Origin of the sequence: Brumimicrobium salinarum (assembly GCF_002844555.1) — a bacterium.
Lineage (GTDB): Bacteria > Bacteroidota > Bacteroidia > Flavobacteriales_D > Crocinitomicaceae > Brumimicrobium > Brumimicrobium salinarum.
Window position 1 is genome coordinate 1 of the sequence record NZ_PJNI01000023.1, and the last position, 21,136, is coordinate 21,136.

The 21,136-nt window shown below is 34.9% G+C and carries 18 protein-coding genes; 6 read left to right on the forward strand and 12 right to left on the reverse strand.

Going from position 1 to position 21,136, the window contains the following annotated elements:
* A partial coding sequence (locus tag CW751_RS14225; protein ID WP_205677841.1) for an SBBP repeat-containing protein occupies positions 1-2,157 on the reverse strand: 2,157 nt, incomplete at its 3' end.
* A 289-nt stretch (positions 2,158-2,446) separates the two neighbouring features.
* Here CW751_RS14225 and CW751_RS14230 point away from each other — a divergent pair.
* A complete protein-coding gene (locus CW751_RS14230; protein WP_119782970.1) occupies positions 2,447-3,742 on the forward strand; it encodes an MATE family efflux transporter in 1,296 nt (431 codons plus the stop codon).
* 82 nt (positions 3,743-3,824) lie between these two features.
* On the forward strand, positions 3,825-5,447 hold the full coding sequence (locus CW751_RS14235; RefSeq protein ID WP_101335698.1) for a cation:proton antiporter family protein: 1,623 nt from the start codon (positions 3,825-3,827) through the stop codon (positions 5,445-5,447).
* Between the two features lie 84 nt (positions 5,448-5,531).
* Here CW751_RS14235 and CW751_RS14240 read toward each other — a convergent pair whose 3' ends face one another.
* The 7 genes from CW751_RS14240 to CW751_RS14270 form a co-directional block, all read right to left on the reverse strand.
* On the reverse strand, positions 5,532-6,122 hold the full coding sequence (locus CW751_RS14240) for a hypothetical protein (RefSeq protein ID WP_133122236.1): 591 nt from the start codon (positions 6,120-6,122) through the stop codon (positions 5,532-5,534).
* A gap of 57 nt (positions 6,123-6,179) precedes the next feature.
* Entirely contained in the window at positions 6,180-7,082 is a 903-nt protein-coding gene (gldA, locus tag CW751_RS14245; protein ID WP_101335700.1) for a gliding motility-associated ABC transporter ATP-binding subunit GldA, read from the reverse strand.
* Between the two features lie 79 nt (positions 7,083-7,161).
* Complete coding sequence (locus tag CW751_RS14250; RefSeq protein WP_101335701.1) at positions 7,162-7,539, reverse strand: DUF1573 domain-containing protein; 378 nt, start codon at positions 7,537-7,539, stop codon at positions 7,162-7,164.
* An 8-nt stretch (positions 7,540-7,547) separates the two neighbouring features.
* On the reverse strand, positions 7,548-7,994 hold the full coding sequence (locus CW751_RS14255; protein WP_101335702.1) for a DUF1573 domain-containing protein: 447 nt from the start codon (positions 7,992-7,994) through the stop codon (positions 7,548-7,550).
* Between the two features lie 78 nt (positions 7,995-8,072).
* On the reverse strand, positions 8,073-8,663 hold the full coding sequence (locus tag CW751_RS14260) for an outer membrane protein assembly factor BamD (RefSeq protein WP_101335703.1): 591 nt from the start codon (positions 8,661-8,663) through the stop codon (positions 8,073-8,075).
* Positions 8,663-9,256, reverse strand: a complete 594-nt coding sequence (def, locus tag CW751_RS14265; RefSeq protein WP_101335704.1) for a peptide deformylase — start codon at positions 9,254-9,256, stop codon at positions 8,663-8,665. The genes CW751_RS14260 and def overlap by 1 nt, the downstream gene beginning before the upstream one ends.
* Positions 9,257-9,307: 51 nt before the next feature.
* Complete coding sequence (locus CW751_RS14270) at positions 9,308-11,521, reverse strand: patatin-like phospholipase family protein (protein WP_205677842.1); 2,214 nt, start codon at positions 11,519-11,521, stop codon at positions 9,308-9,310.
* Positions 11,522-11,663: 142 nt separating this feature from the next.
* Here CW751_RS14270 and CW751_RS14275 point away from each other — a divergent pair, with 142 nt between their 5' ends.
* Genes CW751_RS14275 through CW751_RS14285 form a run of 3 tightly spaced genes read left to right on the forward strand, consistent with a single transcriptional unit; the run spans position 11,664 to position 14,007 of the window.
* Positions 11,664-12,269: a trimeric intracellular cation channel family protein gene (locus CW751_RS14275; protein ID WP_101335706.1), complete on the forward strand. Its 606-nt coding sequence runs from the start codon at positions 11,664-11,666 to the stop codon at positions 12,267-12,269.
* Positions 12,270-12,274: 5 nt separating this feature from the next.
* Positions 12,275-12,559: a THUMP domain-containing protein gene (locus CW751_RS14280; RefSeq protein ID WP_101335707.1), complete on the forward strand. Its 285-nt coding sequence runs from the start codon at positions 12,275-12,277 to the stop codon at positions 12,557-12,559.
* Positions 12,556-14,007 (forward strand): THUMP domain-containing class I SAM-dependent RNA methyltransferase, encoded by a 1,452-nt coding sequence (locus CW751_RS14285; protein WP_101335708.1) that lies wholly within the window; start codon positions 12,556-12,558, stop codon positions 14,005-14,007. The genes CW751_RS14280 and CW751_RS14285 overlap by 4 nt, the downstream gene beginning before the upstream one ends.
* Positions 14,008-14,126: 119 nt before the next feature.
* Here CW751_RS14285 and CW751_RS14290 read toward each other — a convergent pair whose 3' ends face one another.
* The 4 genes from CW751_RS14290 to CW751_RS14305 form a co-directional block, all read right to left on the reverse strand.
* Entirely contained in the window at positions 14,127-14,852 is a 726-nt protein-coding gene (locus CW751_RS14290) for a hypothetical protein (protein ID WP_101335709.1), read from the reverse strand.
* Complete coding sequence (locus tag CW751_RS14295; RefSeq protein WP_101335710.1) at positions 14,852-15,589, reverse strand: hypothetical protein; 738 nt, start codon at positions 15,587-15,589, stop codon at positions 14,852-14,854. The genes CW751_RS14290 and CW751_RS14295 overlap by 1 nt, the downstream gene beginning before the upstream one ends.
* A gap of 340 nt (positions 15,590-15,929) precedes the next feature.
* The gene (locus CW751_RS14300) at positions 15,930-17,009 is read right to left on the reverse strand and encodes a cytochrome-c peroxidase (RefSeq protein ID WP_205677843.1); all 1,080 of its coding nucleotides are present in this window, start codon (positions 17,007-17,009) and stop codon (positions 15,930-15,932) included.
* Positions 17,010-17,012: 3 nt separating this feature from the next.
* Complete coding sequence (locus CW751_RS14305) at positions 17,013-17,756, reverse strand: MbnP family protein (protein ID WP_101335711.1); 744 nt, start codon at positions 17,754-17,756, stop codon at positions 17,013-17,015.
* A gap of 176 nt (positions 17,757-17,932) precedes the next feature.
* On the opposite strand from CW751_RS14305, the gene CW751_RS14310 reads away from it, so the two are divergent.
* Positions 17,933-21,109: a UvrD-helicase domain-containing protein gene (locus CW751_RS14310; protein ID WP_101335712.1), complete on the forward strand. Its 3,177-nt coding sequence runs from the start codon at positions 17,933-17,935 to the stop codon at positions 21,107-21,109.
* Positions 21,110-21,136: the final 27 nt, after the last annotated feature.

The window sequence follows — 21,136 nt, forward strand, 5'->3', positions numbered from 1 at the left end:
AATCCAAGTGAATGGAGCACATTCCGTTCGTGTATCAGTTGTATTGTCTACTGTTCCGTCAATCGTTAGATTTAAAGTCACAATGGAATCGCAACCTGCTTGATTGGTAAGCGTGAATGTTGCCGCGTTCTCATCAGAATTGTAAGTATTTCCGTCAATCCAAGTGAATGGCGCACATTCCGTTCGTGTGTCAGTTGTATTGTCTACTGTTCCATCAATGGTTAGATTTAAAGTTACGATTGAATCACAACCTGCTTGATTGGTTAAAGTATGCGTTGCAGTATTGTTATCAGAATTGTAAGTATTTCCGTCAATCCAAGTAAATGGCGCACATTCAGTTCTGGTATCTGTAGTATTATCAACCGTTCCATCGATGGTTAAATCTAAAGTTACAATAGAATCACAACCGTTTGCTGCTCCTCCTGTAATTGTATGGGTTGCAGTATTGTTATCAGAATTGTAAGTATTTCCATCAATCCAAGTGAATGGAGCACATTCCGTTCTTGTGTCAATTCCTGAAGCATTTGGTCCAGGCATAGTTAAATCTAAAGTTACGATTGAATCACATCCGTTTATAGCCCCACCTGGGATAGTGTGTGTTGCGGTGTTGTTACTTGAGGTATAAGAGTTTCCATCTATCCAAAGAAAGCTACCACAAGCTGCTTGTGTATCTGTTCCATAAACAGGACTACATGATTTTTCATGCATTTTATGAATGTATAAATCTCTACTTCCTTCTGAAGTTCTATTTTCCACACCTGTTCCTGGGTCGAAATCTGTGGTGTTGGTAAACCATCCACCAGAATAAATTTCTCCATTTGTTCCTAACTGAATGCCCATACCATTGTTGTTGGTGCTTGTACCGCCTAATTGCTTGGCAAAAACATAGTTTCCATTTAAATCTAAACAGCTAATAAAAACATCCTTCGTACCAGCAGCCGATAAACTTTGCGTACCAGAATTCGGATCGAAATCAACAGTTCCACCAAAGTTTCCAGTAATAAACACATTGTTACTACCATCAACGGTTAAAGCTTGTCCTTGCGAGTTAGAGCCGTAATTTTTCAACCACGTTTGGGAAGTGCTAAAATTACCATTTGATAATTTTGCTACAAAGGCTTGTGAACCTTGTTCTCCTGTTACATAAACTCCATCACTTCCTAAAGCTATAGAACGACCTTGGGTATATGCATTAGCTCCAGATCGAGAAATGTGATGTGCCCATTTGGTGCTTGTACCTCCATTGTCAACTTTAATTACGAAATAATCACCGAAATAAGAGGTAGAACCAGTAAGGTTTTTTGAACTGAAATCCCCTGAAGATTTAAAATCAACCGTTCCTTTAAAATATCCTTTTACATAAACATGGCTTGCATCAGAAGTGATTGATCTTCCCATTACGTCATTAAAGTTGCTTCCACCTGGAGCACCAAACTGACTCGTCCAAATATGATTTCCGTTATTGTCTAGTTTAGAAATAAACGCATCGTTACTATATCCTGAATTTGTGAGGTTGTTTGTTCCTGCACCCGGGTCAAAATCTACTGTTCCAGTAAATCTTCCTGTAGTGTAAACATTCCCATTCGGATCTACAGAAATAGAATAAGGAAAGCACGTTCCTCCTTCAAAAGTCTTTACCCATTGCCAGGTTCCAGTGGTGTTTATTTTAGCTACAAAACCAATGTTATTCCCTGAACTATTGATAGTTGCGAATGGCGTAGAACTAAAACCTGCATACCCAAACTCACAACCTCCCGTTGTTCTTTGAAACTGTCCTGTAACATATATATTTCCCGCAGCATCTACATCTATAGAATATCCATCATCAATTCCACTACCACCGATATTTGTCGTCCATTGAAAAATTTGATTTTCATCAAATTTGGTTATCCATATATCGGATTGACCTTTGTGTGTATTGCTTATAAAGTTACCATTCCAGAAATTTATAGCCCCACCTTTATTTCCAATAGCGTAAACATTGTTATTTCCATCGACGGCTACATCGTGGGTTTGTTCGTTGTTTGAACCACCACTAGAAACACCAGTTGTTTCTACCCATTCGTATTCTGCGTCTTGGGCGTAAGAAAAAAATGAAAAAGAAAATAAGTTGATAGCCAAAAAGACCCTAGCTGTTCTAGAAAAAAATGCATTCATAATTGTATAGTGTGTGTAATAATGTTAATGTATAGTATATATTACGAATTACAAATATAACAAATTTTAACAAGGGAATTCTGAAATTCTCTACTTTCAGCAGGTGTTTGGAGCTCGTGTAATGGTAAGTGGTTGAAAGTCTGAAAGGTATTTTTTGATTTTTTCTTTTTCAAACTATTATTTTTACTACTGTGCTGTGTTATCCTTATATTAAGGATATATTTGCAAAAAAAGTACAATTCAAAAGCTACCCACATATCGATCAATTTGGAACTTAGCCCTCCCTGCAATGCTTGGTGGGATTGTAGAGCCTGTTCTTTCACTTACCGATTTAGCTGTCGTAGGCAATATTGGTTATAATAATTTTTCAGAAAGTAATGAAAATTTATCTGCTGTAGCAGCAGTTGGAATCGCTGGGAGTCTTATATCGGCTTTAGTTTGGATTTTTGCCCAAATGAAAAGTGCCATTTCGGCGGTGGTCTCTCAAGCGTATGGTTCTTTTCGAATGCGTAATATGGCAAGCTTAATTCCGCAGATGATTTATTTCAATGCTATTGTTGGTGTGGTCGCTTTGTTAATTACCTATTTTACTTCAGCATGGATATTTGAGCATGTATTATCTGCCAAGGGAGCAATACTTGAAGATGCAACGGCATATTTCAATATTCGTGTTTTAGGTTTCCCTTTAACGTTGATAACCTTTTCTGTTTTTGGTGTTTTTAGAGGAGTTCAGAACACATGGTGGGCCATGGTGATTTCGATTATTGGCGGTACTGTTAATATTTTACTTGATTTTATTTTTGTGCTTGGTTGGTGGGATATAGTTGCGCCAATGGGAGTAGAAGGAGCTGCTTGGGCAAGTTTTGTGGCGCAAGTTTTAATGTTTCTTTTAACCATTTATTTTTTGGTGTTTAAATCCGGTATTAAACTCATTCACAGTTTGCGGATCAACTTTGCTTTTCGTGAACTGCTTTTAATTGCAGGGAACCTGGTCTTGCGCACAGTTGTGTTGAACGTAGCACTTATGCTTACCCATAAATTTGCTAATATTTATGGAACAGTTGAAGCAGCAACACATGCGGTAATGCTTAATTTATGGTTGTTTTCTGCTTTTTTCCTTGACGCTTTTGCTACCTCAGCAAATGCAATGGCAGGTAAGTTTTTGGGTGCGTGTGATAAAGATGCTATGCAACGCAATTTGAATCGTCATTTAATGTTGAGTATTGTGGTTGCTATTTTGCTTTCAGCCCTTCTTATGATTTTTCACAGTGGAATAATGGGGGTGCTGATAGATAATGAAAAAGTGTGGGGTTTTTATCCACTTGTTTTACCACTTTTTGCACTTTGTTTACCAGTCAACGCTCTTGCTTTTGCATTAGACGGTGTTTTTAAAGGTATGGGGAAAGCCAAATTTTTACGTAATGTATTATTTATATCCACTTTATTTGGTTTTTTACCCGTTCTTTTAATTGGTGACTATATTTCTCCAGGAATAGAAATTATCTGGTATGCAATAATTGCATGGATGTTACTTCGTGGGTTTATTCCCTATTTTTATTTCAAATGGTGGATTAAACGATTTTAAAACTTCGTGTTTTAAATTACAAAGGTTATTTTTGTTGGTTAGTGAAGCAAATAGTTCAAAAAAAAGAATTTAAAATTACTTAATGGGTTCAATAGATTTAGATGCAGTTTATATTGATGCAATCTGGCTTTCCTTAGCCTTTTTGAGTGGTCTATTGATGAAAAGATTTAATCTACCTGCATTATTAGGGTTTCTTGCTACTGGTTTTTTTCTGACTTTCTCTGGTTTTACCGAAGGTAATTTAAATCAAATCTTAGGACCACTATCTGATCTAGGTATAACGTTGCTTTTATTTACAATCGGACTTAAAATTAAAATTAAGCAATTGATTAAACCCGAAATATGGATCACTGCTTCAACACATATAATAATCACAACATTAACAATTGGTGGGGTGATTTTCGGTGTAAGTATATTGGGGGTTCAGTATTTTGCTGATATGTCGCTAGAATCGGCAATGACCGTAGGATTTGCACTTAGTTTTTCAAGTACAGTTTTCATTGTTAAATCCCTTGAAGAGCGTGGGGAAATAACCTCAAGGCACGGTAGATTTGCCATTGGGATTTTGGTTGTTCAAGATATTTTTGCTGTGATTTTTCTTACCATTTCAAAAAGTGTTTTGCCGACTGTATGGGTTTTGGCACTGCCGCTTTATTTGTATTTGGTTAAGCTAATTCTTGATCGACTTTTGGATAAAGCTGGTCATGGAGAGTTACTTACAGTTTTTGGCTTCTTTGCGCCATTAATTGCAGGTGCCTTAGCCTTTGATTTGGTAGATTTAAAATATGATCTGGGTGCATTGATTATTGGAATGTTACTCGTTAATCACCCGCGAAAAGAAGAACTTTATGATCGAATGTCTGGATATAAAGATTTTTTTCTAATTGGCTTCTTTATCAATATTGGTTTGGCCGGAATGCCAACACTAGGGAGTGTTATTGTTGCTGTTTGTTTACTTACTTTTGTCATTTTTAAAGGTTGGCTATTTATTCAAATCTTTTCTTTTTTTCAACTAAGGGCCAGAACAAATTTCCTGACTTCCTTGCACTTATCTAATTACAGTGAATTCGGCCTCATCGTTGGAGCTGTAGCTGTTTCAAATGGGATGATTGATAGCGATTGGTTAACTACCTTGGCTGTTTTTATGAGTTTATCTTTCCTTATTTCTTCACCTTTTGTTGCTAGATCTTACGAATTATTCGAAAAATATCAAGTTAAATTAACGAAATGGAATAGAACCTCTAAAGAAATTGACAAACAGGCGCAAATTGATGGCGCAGCAAAATATGTAGTTATTGGTTTGGGAAGCATTGGTTTGCCAGCTTATTTTCATTTAAAGGAAAGTTTTCCGAATAGTGTAATAGGTGTTGATTATAATGGCGACAAAGTCAATCAATTAAAAAAAGAAGGTAACAATGTTGTTTGGGGAGATTCGACAGATAGAGACTTTTGGGATGAATCTAATTGGGAAAAAGTAGATGTTGTAGTGTTAGCAATGAGCGATTATGCCTCAAATCATAATACCATGAAGCAGATCAACAAAATGAAAGAAAGAGAATTCAAAATAGCTGCAATTTGTCATTACGATGATGAAAAAGAAATATTTGAAAACCTCAATGTCGACTATATCTACGATTACAAAACCTCAGTTGGAGAAGACTTCGCACAACACGCGATGGAAAAAAGTAGGAAGATTGTACTTTAGATAATTATGAATTATGAATTCTGTTTGGTGCTCGCTTCGCTCAGGTTGTTTTCACAGAGCTTCGCGGAGAAGGGTGGGATGACTTTATTTTTGTTCGTCTATTATTGTTATGTGAGTTTTTTCAAGTGAGTCAAAATATAAATGTGCCCATAATCGTCCCTCAAGATTTGTATCAATGAATTGAGATGCATGTTTTAGTCTTATTAAATAACCATCCATTTGCTGCTCGTGTACTTGATAGAGTTGTTTTTTTGATAGCCCATCATTTATACCGTTCAATCTCAAATGGCTGCTTAACTTGCAAAAGTCTCTAAGTCGTTCCTGTGTACGCTCAATTATATCGTTTCCAAAAAAGCATCTTGTAGGATCTTCCCAAAAAGAGACTTTCCAGCTGTAAGGATATATTGTCTTTGCTATACGATATATGGAATCTTTATCCTCGAAGGTAGAGCGTCTTGAATCATTCATTTTATCTATTATTCTAATCAATGAATCAAAGCGTTTGTTTTCTAGATATATTTCATCAATATCCATCTTTTTCTCTCGGAAACTATCAAGGATAGATTCAAATGTATGCTTTTGATGAGAGGTGAAATAGAGTGTGTCTGGTTGACCAATAGCTAAAAAAGTGGTGAACAGTAAAAAGAAGATAGTAAATAAATATTTAATTATCAAGGTTTTATGTAGTTGTAGGTGTCTGCCAATTCATCGTTCATCACTCATGGTTCATAATTACCTCGTGTACTCCTTAAAAACCTCTTCCAAAGTCTTCTCTTCTTTACGAATGGTTAAAATCAACAAGTTCTCTTCTTGAGCATAAGCGGCAATTGTTTTTCTCAAATCAATTTTAGCATTTGATTTAACCAAGAAAGTGGTGTTAGAAATGGATTCTACTTGTGCGATATCCTTAACTTTTGCCAATCTATTTCTAGAAACTTCTGCGTCAAACTCCACAAAAACAACCTGACTATTGATATCAGATTGAAGTTCGCTTGCTTTCGCATTGGCGACTAATTTCCCGTTATTTATTATAATCACTCGATCGCAAATTGCTTCAACCTCTTGCATGATATGCGTCGAAAGCATTACTGTCTTCTCTTGTCCAATTTTCTTAATTAACTCACGGATTTCAGTTAATTGATTTGGATCTAATCCGGAGGTAGGTTCATCCAATATCAAAACCTCTGGGTCATGAATGATAGACTGAGCTAATCCTACACGTTGACGGTATCCTTTTGATAGCTGACCAACCATTTTATGTTGTTCTTTTTGTAAACCAACTAAATGTATAACCTCTTTAACACGTTCTTTTGGATTAGGAATTTTGTAGATTTTACCAACAAAAGAAAGATACTCTTTCACATACATGTCCAAATATATCGGATTGTTCTCTGGCAAATAACCTATCTTCTTGCGTATTTCAATGGCTTTATCCTTTATGTTCATTCCGCATACTTCAATTGTTCCCATCGAAGGAGGGATAAAGCTGGTAATCATTTTCATTGTGGTAGATTTTCCTGCACCATTTGGTCCTAAGAAACCTAAAATCTCTCCGTTTTTGGCTTCAAAAGAGATGTTATCTACCGCTGCTTGTTCACCATAGAATTTTGTTAAATGCTTTACAGAAATGGACATAATAAATTGTTGTGATTACGAAGATAAAATATTGAATGAATCTAACCTCTAAATTTCAATAAATAAAAAAGAGGAAATGTTATTCTTTAGGGATTACAAAGACTTTAATACGCAATTGTTCGTCATTTTTAGTATTTGCTTTTAATTGAATCGTTCTATTTTGATTGTAATATTTTTTGTTGGTATCAAAAGATACACCTATGGAATCCATTTTATTGGGTAAGACCGGATGCTGAGGTGTTTTTACTGTGGTGCAACTGCATGAGGTAATGGCATCGTTAATTATCAAAGGAACATCTCCAATGTTTTTAAAGACGAAGTAATGATTGAGTTGCTCTCCTTCATTTGTTTTCTCCCACTTATGCGTGGTTTTTGATATAAAATCAAATTCCGCAAACTGAGCAAATCCAGTTGCGGAATTCAATATTATTATCAGAAGTACAAAAACGTTCTTCATCTATTTTTTTAGTTTGCTGGTGCACCACTATTATTTACAGGAGCACCTCCTGAAGGTTTAGCAACAACATTTCCTTTAATTCGGATTGTTTTTGTTGGAGCATTGATTGCATTAGATTGTAAAGTAACACTTTTTCCAATTACACCTACACGTTTTGTATCGTATTTAACAGTGATAGAACCTGTTTCTCCTGGTGCGATTGGTTCTCTTGGCCATGAAGGTACAGTACATCCACATGAACCTTTAGCATTAGAAATAACTAATGGTTCGTTACCCGTATTTTTAAAAACAAATTCACACTTTCCATCTGCATAACGTTCTATAGTTCCATAGTCGTGTGTTTCTTTTTCAAATTCAATTTTTGCTCCCGTTTCTACTGCAGCTTGCGCAAATAAATTGTTAGCACCAATTGCTGTTGCAAATAAAATGCTTAAAGTAAATAGTAATTTTTTCATGATTTTAAATTTAGTTCTTGTTCAAATATATATAAGAATTTCAAAGTTTTGAGTTTTTTAACAAAGCCTTAACAACAATTATTTAGGCTTTACATCTGTTTCATTTTCATTGTTCTCCATTTGAAATTCAATTAATTCTTCAAATGTTTTGTCTATATGTTCTAAACGGAATTCATATTGTTCACGTTTCGATTCTGGTAAATTTTCAATAGCAAGTAATTGATTGGCGTAAAACTTAATTTTTTCCGGATCATATTCGTTATAGTCGTAGTAATTCATTTGAAGTTCTAAAACTCCAATCTTATTTGGTGTTTCAGGATAATTATGCAATAAGGTATCACGCCATTTCACAGATTCACTTTCAATATTCAGCTGAAAATACAAAGCTGCAATTTTATTGAGGGCAGTTTCTGAGTATGGATCTTTAGGAAATGTTTCATAAAACTTTTTATTTCGATTAATGGCTTCATGATATGCAACTCGATTCATTTTATAATCATCTGATGCTTTTGCTTTTTCCATCATTGCATGAAGTGAATCGTCCATTTCTTTAATAGAAGTTTTTAGACTTTCTACCGTAATTTCTTCATTTTGGGTATTGTTTTGCGCTTTTTCATTACAAGCGTAAGATGTCAACAATACTGCGATAATTAAAATATACACTCTCATTATTTTCTTCTTTTTTGTTTTGGAAATCTCATTCTGTAATCAATATTTACTTGTCCCTTAGCAATATTGGTAAGCTTTTTATTCAATAATCGTTTTTTTAAAATCGATAAGTGGTCTGTAAATAGAATACCATCAATATGATCATATTCATGTTGAATGATGCGAGCAGCATAGCCGTCATACGTTTCTTCATGAAAGTTAAAATCTTCATCAAAATAGGTGATGGTAATTTTTTCTTTTCGATAAACGTCTTCGCGCACAGTAGGAATAGACAAGCATCCTTCTTCAAAAGCCCATTCCTCACCTTCTTCTTCAATTATTGGATTAATAAAAACTTTTTTAAAACCTTCTAAACCTTCGGCTTTTGGATCTGGTTCTCCTTCCGCCGCATCATCAGCAAATGGAGAAGCGTCAACAATAAACAATCTTATTGACTTGCCAATTTGTGGTGCTGCAAGACCTACACCTCGTGCATTATACATGGTTTCCCACATGTTTTCAATAAGTTGTTCAAGACCTTCGTAGTCTTTTTCTATCTCTTCTCCTTCTTGTTTTAATACTGGATCTCCGTATGCTACAATTGGTAATATCATAAAAACGTTTTTACAAAAGTAATCATTAGAAAGGATAAATTCTAGTTTCTTTTAACGAATAGAGCGTTCATTAAATATGATGTAACCAAAACTTAACTGCGCAGAAAACGGTTTAGTTTGGTTGGGAAAGAAATTTGTTGATAAGCGCAAAGGACCTATAGGAGAGTGGAAGATGATAGATGCGCCTGCCATTGGTATACCTTCTTTTAGTAGGTCTGAATACCCAAAATTATCATTGTTGTTTAATTTGATAATCTGTCTAAACGGTTGGAAAAAATACGGGTCGATTCTAAATTCAAGGAACTTACTGTAATTAAAGATTAAGTTTAATCCTCCGCCAATATATTGAGGTGCGCGATATTCCTCCATAAATAAAGTTCTACTATCTGGGAGTGGAGAAAACTCAGAAGTGGCAAGAACAGAAGCCGTATAGTTAGAGAATAGAGATTGTGAATTAAAGACGGCTTTTCCATAAATACCAATTTTGAAAAACGAATTCATTTTAAAATACTTTCTGCCTTCTAAAGCAAAGCTAATCCATCGATGAAATTTTCTTAAATCATAATCGTTTGAAGAAGTATTTCCAGCTGTACTTTGCTCTTTACCTTGTACATATCTAAAACTAGCTTTTAACAAACTACCACTCGAAGCCCATTGTTTTCTGTTTAGTGTATTTAATTCGTAATTCAACTTCGCTGTTTCACCTTTAAAATTGGTGATGTCGGCTGTATCACTTTCTGTAAAATTTACAGATTGGTAGTACTGATCTTTATTTTCAAATTTCCGAATATCTATACTAATCCTTCCATTGTTTTTTGCGGGTATTGCTGCTTTAATACCGTAATACATTTCGTTTTGTAAGAGATAAGAAGGTTTAATATCCTCAAAAAATGTAGAGGAACTTCTGAAGTAATCCCAGCGATTGAGGACAAAATAAGGGCTAATCCGAATTGGAAGATATGTAGGTAAATCGAAGTTTAGTTTTGCTTTTGTTGAACCATAAAACTTTCCAAAATATGACTCAGCGTGCACCGAAGCTGCTCCTTTTCCAATATCCATATAGGAAAGGCCTATATATGCGGTGTTTACTGGACGTGAAGAAAAATGGCCTCCAACACTTAATGTAAGTGGTTTTTGTTTGGTTACCTCTAAGTTTAATTGATGGGTAGAGTCACTTATTTTTTCTAAAGTTGGGTAGATATATTTTATTTGTGGTGTTGCATAAGCGCGGTAATATTTCTTTTGAAGCGCGTCATAGTTGAGTGGTGTAACTATAGAGTCTTTTATGAATTCTTTCTCTACGAAAGAAACATCGGTAGAGGAGAAAGAGGAAACTTCTAAACTTTTGACATTGATGGGTTCTATTTGTTCTCTAAATTTCTTTCTTTGATTACTTACTTCGTTTACACTAACTTTTTTATTAACGTGTAATTTGATGCTATCCAAATGTTTTAATGTTTCATCGTATCCCGATTGAATTGCTTCTTCTGCAGCATCAAATTCAAAAGTCCCAATACCAATTTTAGGTTCAATAATGATTCCGTAATTACAAGGTAATTCAAAGTTTGTTTTTTGAACAAACATGGTGGTAATTTGACTGATTATGTCATCTTCGGATGGTGGAGCAGCGTTTAAAGATACGTTACTTCCAATTATGTAATCAACAGGAAATTCTTCGTAAAGAACATCGGCAGGAAAGTTATTATATAAGCCGCCATCAAAAAAGAGTTTCCCATCAATCCGAATAGGATTAACATAAAAAGGATAAGTCATAGATGCCCTAACGGCTGCATTAAGGTTTCCTTTGCTAAATATAACACTTTCTTTTTGGTATATATCGGCAGCCACACATCGAAAAGGAATAAATAAAGAATCGAAATCATTTTCTACACTAGCACCTGTATGGCCAATCAGGTGCAATGTTTCAAAATCTAAATAGGCAGGCGTAAGAAAATTTGTAGGTAACGATTTTTTAAAAACACTATCCTGGGCAAAATTAAAATTCAGCATCGATGCGTCTTCATCTTTTTCTCTCAGTAAAAACCTTTCTTCTTTAGTTACAGCGCCTGAAGTCATTTTATCAAAATGGTCTGAAAGAATATATGCTTCAATCTCTTCTGGAGAATAACCTGATGCATATAACGCACCTATTAATGCTCCAGCGCTTGTGCCAGCAATATACTCTATAGGAATTTGTGCTTCTTCTAATGCTTTTAACACACCAATATGCGCCAATCCTGTTGCACCACCGCCACTTAATACCACACCTACTCGCTGTGCTACTGTGTTTTTTGTGCAAAAGATTGAAAAAACAAATAAAAAAAGTATAATCTTGTGTTTCAAGCTCTATTTAAATGAGTTAATTTGTACAAAAATAGAAGATTTTACCGTTATAGAAAATTTATAAATGCTGGAGGCTTTAGATTATATTGGTTTGGTTGCATTTGCCATTAGTGGTGTGCTTAGTGCGGCAAATAGAAATTTAGATATTTTGGGTGGATATATTATCGCTTTTATTACTGCCTTGGGGGGTGGTACCATAAGAGATTTGTTGCTTAACGTTGATGTGGCCTGGATGACCTCTTTTTATCAAATTCTTGTGGTTATTGGAGGTGCTTCTTTTGCAATTCTTTTTCGTGGTAGATTACGGTATTGGCGACGAACACTATCCATTTTTGATACCATAGGAATTTCTGTCTTTACCATTATTGGAGTTCAAAAAGGACTTGCACATGATCAAATTCCTTTGATAGCCGTTTTTTTAGGAATGATTACCGCAACTTTTGGAGGACTACTCAGAGATGTTTTGTGTAACGAAATACCTTTGATATTTAAAGATGAAATTTATGCAATTCCCTGTTTAATTGGTGGTTCTTTTTATCTTGCGGGAGATTATTTAGGTATTGAAAATACATCTTGGTTTCTTTGGGTTAGTATACTAATAATCATTATACTAAGAACATTAGCAGTCATTTTTTCATGGAAACTACCGCTAATTAAACAATTTAAATAAATAAAATGAAAGATTTAACAATAACGGTAAAAACACTTTACGGTTTTGAAACATTGCTGAAAGATGAATTAGCAGAATTGGGATATTCCAATGTTGAGTCACTTAATCGAGCTGTTCAGCTTCAAGGATCGTGGGAAGATGTGTACCGCCTAAATTACCGCTGTCGTTTGGCTATTTCTGTTTTGGTCAAAGTGAAATCTTTTACCATTCACAAAGAAGAAGATTTATACAAACAAGCAAAAAAATTGATTGGACTTCTTATTTTGATATCGATAAAACTTTTGCCGTGAAAGGTGCTGTTTTCTCTACACTATTTAGCCATACTCAATATCCTTTTTTAGTGGTTAAAGATGCAATTGCAGATGTTTTTAGAGATAAATGTGATGATAAGCGTCCAGATGTGAACCTCAAAGCACCACAAGTGATGTTTGATGTGTATATCAAAGAAAAGTCTGTGGTTATTTCATTAAATACTAGCGGTGTTCCTTTGTTTCAAAGAGGGTACAGACAAGAGGTTGGTGAAGCACCAATGAATGAGGTTTTAGCTGCTGGAATTTTACGCCTTTCTGGTTGGGATAAGAAGTCAACCTTAATTGATCCAATGTGTGGTTCTGGTACCATTGCAATTGAAGCTGCATTATGGGCTGCTGATATTCCTGCAATGATTGAACGTAATCATTTCGCTTTTAAAAACTTTAAGTCTTTTGACGCTGATGCATGGGAGAAGGTACGTCAAGAGGGTAACCATAGACCTGTAAAGTTAGATTTTGATATTATCGGTTCTGACATTGATGGAGAAATGGTTCAAAAGGCAAAAAGAAATAGTCGTGTTGCTCCAATCGGGAATATGATTAAATGGGAAATCAAAGATGCTTTAGATTGGGAGGCGCCAGATGATAAAGGTGTCCTCATTTGCAATCCGCCGTATGGAGAACGAATGGGAGAGGAGGTTCAAGAGCTTTATACAGGGCTCGGAGATGTTTTTAAGCAGAAATTCTTGGGCTATGACTGTTGGGTTGTTTCTTCAAATATTGATGCCTTGAAAAACTTAGGATTAAAACCTAATCAAAAAGTTAAAGTATATAACGGAAGTTTAGAATGTAGTTTAAGACAGTTTAAAATTTTTGCAGGAACGAAGAAGTACGATAATTCTGCAGCGGACAAAGAAAACCTTCCTGATAAACCTAGAGGTGTTCGCCGAAACAAAAGAGTGGAAGAAACACCTGAATCAGTAAAACCTGAAGTGGAGACGCAGGAGGAAACACAAAAAGAATCTGTTTCAACTGAAAAGGAGTATACGCCAAGAAGAAAAACGGTGGAAACTCCCGCGGACAAAACGTCAAGAAAAAGTGCTGCGTCGAAGTATGGTAGTTCTCAATCAGCATATTTGTCAACAGACAGAAACAAGGATAAAACAGATGCAACTGAAAAGAATATTGATGCCTCAGCAACTGCTTCTTCATCTGAAAATACAGCAAAAAAACCTGATAAACCAAAATTAGGTGCATCCAAATATGGACAAAAACCAAAGTTTTTAAGTAAATATAAAACGATTTCAGAAAACACCTCTGAAGAAAATAAAAAGGATAATGCTAAAGACGAGGATAGATCGGAAAAGCGACATGACAAATCCAATAAAGTTGAAGGTCAGGAGGTTAAAAAGCCTATCGATGATACAGATGTATTATCATTAAAAGATAAAATTGAACAGATGAAAAGAAGTCGAAAGGAAGATTAATCATAATACTCCCTTTGAAACTCCTTTTTTATAGGGGTGAATTTCGAAGGGAGTACTCCTAAGTTAATGTTATCTAATACGTAAGAGCTTTGCTATTAATTAAATGTACAATAACTTGATTATACTTTGTAATTGATTTCCTTCGATAGTTTTAATGGCTCAGGTTCTTCTTTTGGTGTATAACCAAATAAACGCATGAATTTTATGGCCATTGCTACACGATAAGGAACATCATCATCCCAAGTTTCATCATCTTCGTGACGTGTAATCTTGGCTAATACTTCGTCTGCACTAATGTTAAGTAGATTGTAATCAAATTTCTTAAGGCCTTCAATTTTGTCATTATCGATCATGTATTGCAACAAGCCTTTTAGGTGTTCAGGTACAATTACATCTTTAAATTCATAAAGTTCGCCGTTATTATAGTTAATTGCTGGGTAGATATAGAGTTTTGCATTTCTTCCAAAACCTTTACCAAAAGCCTCTAATAATCCACCGTTCAAATGTGTATAATATTTCTCATCGAAAATATTGTGAATATTATAAATTCCTAAAATAACTCCCATTTTGTATCCTTTTGATATCTCACTAAGGTAGTCTACCATTTCGTAATACCTTAGGTAGTTGGAAATCATTACGGTGTGACCAAGTGCGCCTAGTAACTCTGCACGGTCAACAAAGTCTTTATCAGAAATTTGTCCTCCAGAAGTAAGGTCTTGAAGTGTTAACTCAAATATTTCACGAACATTTTCTTTCTTGACCTCTTCATCTGCCGAGAATTGTTCTCGTGCACTGCGTAGCATATCAATGTTAACCTTAGTTACGGGTCTAAAACGTCCACGCATCAACAAGATATTTTTTTGTAAAGATTACTAGCAGGTTGTAGTACACGGCCCGTTTGATCGAACATAGTAGCTTCAGTAATGCCACGCTTCACTAAGTTTAATGCAAGAATTCGATTGTCTATTTGTTCAAAATCTGGCCCCTCAACATTCAACATGTCAATCTCTATTCTGTCTTTGGGTAAGTGATGTACTAAACTATTGATAAAGTAATCCATTTCACCAGTAGCGTGGAAATAAGCTGCATGAATAAGGTTCACACCTAAGATGCCTAACGCTTCTTGTTGCGCCCTATTGTTTTGATCATGCATTTTTACGTGCAGGATAATGTTATTTGGTTTTGTATTTGGTTTTATCTGGAATTTCAATCCAACCCATCCTTGTCCCTGATTGGTTTTGTGATAGTTTAAAGATTCTACTGTATTGCAAAATGCAAAAAATCGGGTATGTTCTTTTCTTTCAGATAAACTTGATGTTACCGTTTCAAATTCATGTTTTAACATGGTTTGAAGCCGTTCTTCACAAACGTAACGTTTAGCTTTTCCATAAATACTATCCGAAACCTTCATGTCGTAGGCAGAATGAGAGAATGCTATCGTTCCTGAGCTTCCACCTGCTCTAAAAAAATTGGCGACAACTTCTTGTCCTGCGCCAATTTCGGAAAATGAACCGTAAATGTCGGCTTTAAGATTAATTTTTAATGCTTTTTCTTCTGCTGAGAGTCTTCTGCGGTCTTCCATGAATATTTGTAATTATAGCAAATAAACTAAAAATAAGCCGCATTTCATAGTCTTATCCCAGATTATTAACTCCTTTGGCCGTTGAGCTCGCAGGCTCGCTTCATACGTTAAATCTTAAATCTATTCTAGGCACAAGACCTAAAGTAATATATGTATATTTCGCGGGGTTTGTAACGACGAATAAATCAAAATCTTACAAATACACAAGTACCCAAAATTGTGGTTTTCAAACTTTACAGGAAACACGGTTAAGGCGTTGGTTGGCAGACGATTTTGTCTTTAAAGGTTAAGGTTGGTGAATCATTCGGGTTATAATGAAAAAGCAAGGGAAAGAATATAACTAATTATTGTTCGGGTTTTTAAAGTCAGGATTGTTTAAGAATTGTTCATCCGTGAATGTTTTTAAAAATGCACGTAACAATTGATGTTCTTGCATGTCTAATTGAACTCCTCCTTGGTGTGAAAACTCCATCATTGGGTCTATAGTTGAACTTTCCGTTACCTCAAATGAATAGTGATTAATCACCTCGTCTAGTGTTGCAAACCGCCCATCGTGCATGTATGGCGCAGAGTATTCAATATTTCTGAGGGTAGGAACTTTAAATTTTCCTTTGTCGTTGGCATTCCCGGTAACAATCATTCTGCCTATGTCTGGAAACTCATCGTCTAAACCATTGTTGGAAAACAAGCCAGGTATTTCTATAAGCGGACCATCATGACAGTGCAAACAATCCCCACCTGTTAAACTGAAAAACAAATCCATACCCGCCCATTCTTCATTGGTTATTTCGTTAAAAAGATTTTGTTCAAATGCATTTAAAGGTAAGCTGTTGCGGTATTTGTACATTACATCGTATTTGGCCTGACCAGAGATGAGTGTTCTTAAAAACTGTGCAATTGCTTTAGATACATGGGTTGAGTCAATTTCTGTAACTTCAAAAACCCTATAGAATTCATTCTGATAATGGTCTACTTCTTGAATCTTTTGAATAGTTACATCCCAACTTTGATCCATCTCCACTGGGTCAACAACAGGGTGGAAAATCTGCTCCTCAAGCGTTTCTGCCCGACCATCCCAAAAGAATGCACTTTGCCATCCTAAGTTAACAAGTGCCATAGATTGACGTACACCTATTTGTCCATCTACACCAATTGAGAATTGATTTGGATCAGAGAAATTGTGTTCTTGATGGTGACATGATGCACACGAAATGGAATTGTCTCTACTTAATCTTTTGTCATAAAATAATTGTCTACCAAGTTCCACTCCTTCAACTGTCATTGGATTATCCTCCGGGATCGGCATTGCGGGGAAATGACTTGGTATTTCCAATTCATAGGGTGTAACCGACATATTTACCTTATCTTTTTTACAAGAAAAAAATGCGATTAATAAGAAAATGTAGATCCAATATTTCATTTGTTATTTATAAAAAGCATTCATAAAGTTGTCCATTATTTTTTCACTCAAAGCAATTTGATCAGGATTGGTATGTGATGATCGTTCATTTTTGATATCGACATCATTTACATCTCCATCAAAAACTTTATACAAATCAACCTTTAAATTTGTTTCGTATAAGTAATTATTCACTTTTGACCACTGTAAATTGTTAAAAGAAAATTCACGTGTGAGTTGATCATTTCCAATGTGGTAGGAAAAATTCATGAGATTTTGTCCAGTTTGATTTGCAGTTGTATCGGCTTTCCCTTCCAACATTACAAAAATATATCCAGTGTTCCAACCCCAATGCATATCCCCCGAGTTTAAAATAAATAAAGGATCATTCGCATCTCTTGCCGATGGATCTTCATGATTCTGTGTAGAATCAACTCCCATGATTGCTGTAAAAGAATTGAAATTGGTGTAATCCCCAACTCCTTCCCAAAGTAGTTTTTGATCATCTTCAAATTTGTAAACAGCAGATTCAAAAAGTTGCTTTCCATTGTTTCTAAATCGAGTAACAATAAAATTAATTTTGGTGTACGATATTGTGTAACCCTCTTGGGTTGTATATTTTTCGTTGAATGAAATAGGATTACCTTGGTAGGTTGGTGTAACATTTACCCGTGCTTTGAGTGCAGGCTCATTTTCAGGTTCATCTTCATTGCATCCAAATAAAACGAACAAACTAGAGAAAAATAATATTAAGTAGTATTTTGTCATAATTATATATTTTCAGAGTTAAGTTAGTCTAAATTTTAACAATAATCAAATAATTGAATGGTTTTGATATGATGCAGTGCTTTATCGGTAACTTTTGTCACAAACAATTTAATCTGATTTCACAAATAAATAACGAAATCAATAGTAAAATAGTTGGCTTTTTGTATCTTTAAATTATGCAGGATAAAATCGACAAACCTTTAATCGTTTATAGTGCCTCGGCAGGAAGTGGAAAAACCTTTTCTTTGGTGCAGAATTATTTAAAATTAACCTTAGCCAATCACGTTTCACCAAAAAACTTCAGTAAGGTTTTGGCCATGACATTTACCAATAAAGCTGCTTGGGAAATGAAGGAGAGGGTCATTCAAGCTTTAGATTGGTTAGCTTATCCATTGAGAGAAACTGCGCAAGAAACTAAAAAAGCAAAACAGCTTTTAGGGGCTACAATGGTTACTACAGAGCTGACAGAGAAAACAATTCAAAATAGGGCAAAACGAGTACTTTCTGAAATTTTACATCACTATGAAGATTTTAATATCCTGACCATTGATAAGTTTAGTTTGCGTTTGATTAGAACATTTAGCCGTGATTTAGATTTGCAAGAAGATTTTGAAGTGACCTTAGATCAAAACTTACTCTTAGAACAGGTGATTGATGAGTTGATGTCAAAAATTGGTCAGCCTGATGAACAAGAAGTGACTCAACTGGCATTAGCATATGCGAAAAGTAATGCAGAAGAGGGTGATAAATGGAATTTTAGAGGAAGTTTAGTTGAATTTAGTAAAGTCCTAACCAACGAAAAAGATCAAGTTTACATTCAAGAATTATTAAAGAAGAAATTTGATGAGACAACCTATGCTGAAATTAAAGAAGAATTACAATCAATAGAGCGTCAGCATACACAAAAATGTTTATCGATTTATGAATATTTTCAATCTTTAAATACAACGGCGGAGGATTATCCCAGTAAATCGACTGGAATTTATGGCGTTTTGGAAAAGCTTCCATCACGTCAAATTAGAGACGCTAAACCACCAAGTAAAAAGATTAAGCAAACTTTAGATGGAGACAATGTAAAAGAAAATCACAATGTAGATGGTCAACTCATGGAAATGATGGGAGCACTTTTTGCAATGGAGTCTGAAGTCTCTGAGCGTGTCTACACACTTACAAAAATTAAAACTAATTTTTATAATTTGGCATTATTAAAGCATATAGCCAAAGAGCTGAATGAATTTAAAGAAAAGAAAAATATCATTGGAATTTTTGAATTTGGTCAACGCATAGCTGAATTATTAAAAAAAGAAAATGCACCTTACATTTATGAACGCCTAGGTAATCGCTACAACCATTATTTATTGGACGAATTTCAAGATACGAGTCGTTTGCAATGGGTTAATTTAATACCACTGGTGCATGAGTCTATAGCTAATAATTATGAGAATTTAATTGTAGGTGATCCAAAACAAGCAATATATCGCTTTAGAAATGGATTAGTAGAGCAATTTGTGAAACTTCCAGCTATTTATAATCCTGAAAATGATCAAAATTTTGCGCAATTGTCGAACTATTTTCTTCAAATGGGAAGAAAAGTTTCTCTGGAAGACAATTATCGCTCAAGAAAAAATATTGTTGATTTTAATAATTCATTTTTCGAACGTTTGTTGAAAAATATGCCTGAACATTTCAATGCATATTATGAGGATATTCGCCAAAACGCTAAAGGAGACGAAGGCGGTTTTGTTAATATAGATTTTATTGAAAAAGCCACAAAAGACGAACTCGTTGAAATGGAGCGTGCTTTTTTGCTCGAAAAAGTAGAACAATGCATTGCAGATGGTTTTGATCCTGGTGACATCTGTGTTTTAACGCGCGGAAGAAAAGAGGGGACACGATATGCAAAAGATTTAATAGAAGCAAATAAAGGGTATAAAATCGTAAGTTCAGACAGTTTGTTGGTGTCTTCGGATGCGTCGGTAGGTTTGTGTATTGATTATTTAAACTTGAGAAGAAATAGTGGAAACAAAACCACACAAGTGAAGTTTGCGACTACTTTTTATCGTCAGAAGAAAAAAGACCCGATTATCGAGCTAAGTCAATTTTGGAAAGCCAATAAAGTGGGCGATTTTGATTTTGAATCTTTTGTCCGTAATGAATTTGAAACCATGGAAACTCTTTTCTTTCCTTATGAAAATTTATACGGATTGGGAGAGTCCTTTATTGATTTAATAGGGTTGAATGAGTTGAAAAATCCTTACTTGCATCATTTGTTGGAGTTATTTCAAAATTATGATTTAAAATACGGTCCAGACATTCGTGGGTTTATTGAAGAATGGGAGAAGAAACTTAAGAATAGTACTATTCAAATGCCTGAAAATAAGGAGGCAATAAAAATAATGACCATTCATAAATCTAAAGGTTTAGAGTTTCCTGTTGTCATTCTTCCACGATTGAGTTGGAAGATTAAAACAAGTAATAACCATCATTTTGTGAAAGCGGAAGAAGATGTTGTTTTATTTTCTAAGCTAAGTAAAAATGATGTGCCTTCATATATGTCTGTGGCTTATAAAAAGGAGTACGATCAATTATTACTGGACGAGTTAAATATTTTATATGTTGCCTTTACACGACCTAGTGAGCGTTTATATGTATTAACAGAAACGAAACAGCCAAGTCGTAGTGATGGCTTTTTCTCACAAATTAATCAACCAGTAGCATTGACAACTGCAGCTTGGGAAAATGACGATTTAATTGAGAAAACAGAAACTTCATTGCAGGTAGGAGAGGAGCTTCCTGTTGAAAAAACTCAGAAGAAAGGAGAGACAGCCGATCATAATTTTTATCCAAACGATTTAAAAGATTTTCTGTGGTTTCCAGAATTAACCTTGCAAGATGACGAAGCACTCGAAAATGAGCAGCTTGAGGAGGAACGGCAATATGGCTCCGAACTCCATTTGTTACTTTCAATGGTAAAAAGTGATGATACAGTTGAAACAGCGCTTAATCATTTGGCGGTTTCGGGTGAAATAACTTCCAAATGGATTCCTGAATTGCGCAAAACCGCAACATCGACTTATGAATTGTTAGACAAACAAGATTTTGTTCAAAATGCAGAACAGGTCTTAGATGAACAAGGCATCTTGATAAATGAACGAGAAACCAAACGCCCTGACAAAATATTTGTATCTGGTAAAAATGCTTGGGTGGTTGATTTTAAAACGGGAAAACCATTAAATAAACATAACACACAGGTGTTGAATTATTGTAAAAACCTCGTTGCTATGGGATTTGAGAAAGTAGAAGGCTATTTACTGTATACAACCACAATTGAGTTGAAAAAAGTAAGTGAGTAGCTTGGTTTATTATTCTAGTTCAAAAAA

What these genes read in the sequence shown, in the direction of transcription:
- CW751_RS14275 (WP_101335706.1), top strand. Translation starts at nt 11,664, where the DNA reads ATGCTGGAGGCTTTAGATTATATTGGTTTGGTTGCATTTGCCATTAGT.
- CW751_RS14255 (WP_101335702.1), bottom strand. Translation starts at nt 7,994, where the DNA reads ATGAAAAAATTACTATTTACTTTAAGCATTTTATTTGCAACAGCAATT.
- CW751_RS14310 (WP_101335712.1), top strand. Translation starts at nt 17,933, where the DNA reads ATGCAGGATAAAATCGACAAACCTTTAATCGTTTATAGTGCCTCGGCA.
- CW751_RS14305 (WP_101335711.1), bottom strand. Translation starts at nt 17,756, where the DNA reads ATGACAAAATACTACTTAATATTATTTTTCTCTAGTTTGTTCGTTTTA.
- CW751_RS14235 (WP_101335698.1), top strand. Translation starts at nt 3,825, where the DNA reads ATGGGTTCAATAGATTTAGATGCAGTTTATATTGATGCAATCTGGCTT.
- CW751_RS14295 (WP_101335710.1), bottom strand. Translation starts at nt 15,589, where the DNA reads ATGGAAGACCGCAGAAGACTCTCAGCAGAAGAAAAAGCATTAAAAATT.
- CW751_RS14250 (WP_101335701.1), bottom strand. Translation starts at nt 7,539, where the DNA reads ATGAAGAACGTTTTTGTACTTCTGATAATAATATTGAATTCCGCAACT.
- CW751_RS14230 (WP_119782970.1), top strand. Translation starts at nt 2,447, where the DNA reads ATGCTTGGTGGGATTGTAGAGCCTGTTCTTTCACTTACCGATTTAGCT.
- CW751_RS14300 (WP_205677843.1), bottom strand. Translation starts at nt 17,009, where the DNA reads ATGAAATATTGGATCTACATTTTCTTATTAATCGCATTTTTTTCTTGT.
- gldA (WP_101335700.1), bottom strand. Translation starts at nt 7,082, where the DNA reads ATGTCCATTTCTGTAAAGCATTTAACAAAATTCTATGGTGAACAAGCA.
- CW751_RS14260 (WP_101335703.1), bottom strand. Translation starts at nt 8,663, where the DNA reads ATGAGAGTGTATATTTTAATTATCGCAGTATTGTTGACATCTTACGCT.
- CW751_RS14280 (WP_101335707.1), top strand. Translation starts at nt 12,275, where the DNA reads ATGAAAGATTTAACAATAACGGTAAAAACACTTTACGGTTTTGAAACA.
- CW751_RS14290 (WP_101335709.1), bottom strand. Translation starts at nt 14,852, where the DNA reads ATGCGTGGACGTTTTAGACCCGTAACTAAGGTTAACATTGATATGCTA.
- def (WP_101335704.1), bottom strand. Translation starts at nt 9,256, where the DNA reads ATGATATTACCAATTGTAGCATACGGAGATCCAGTATTAAAACAAGAA.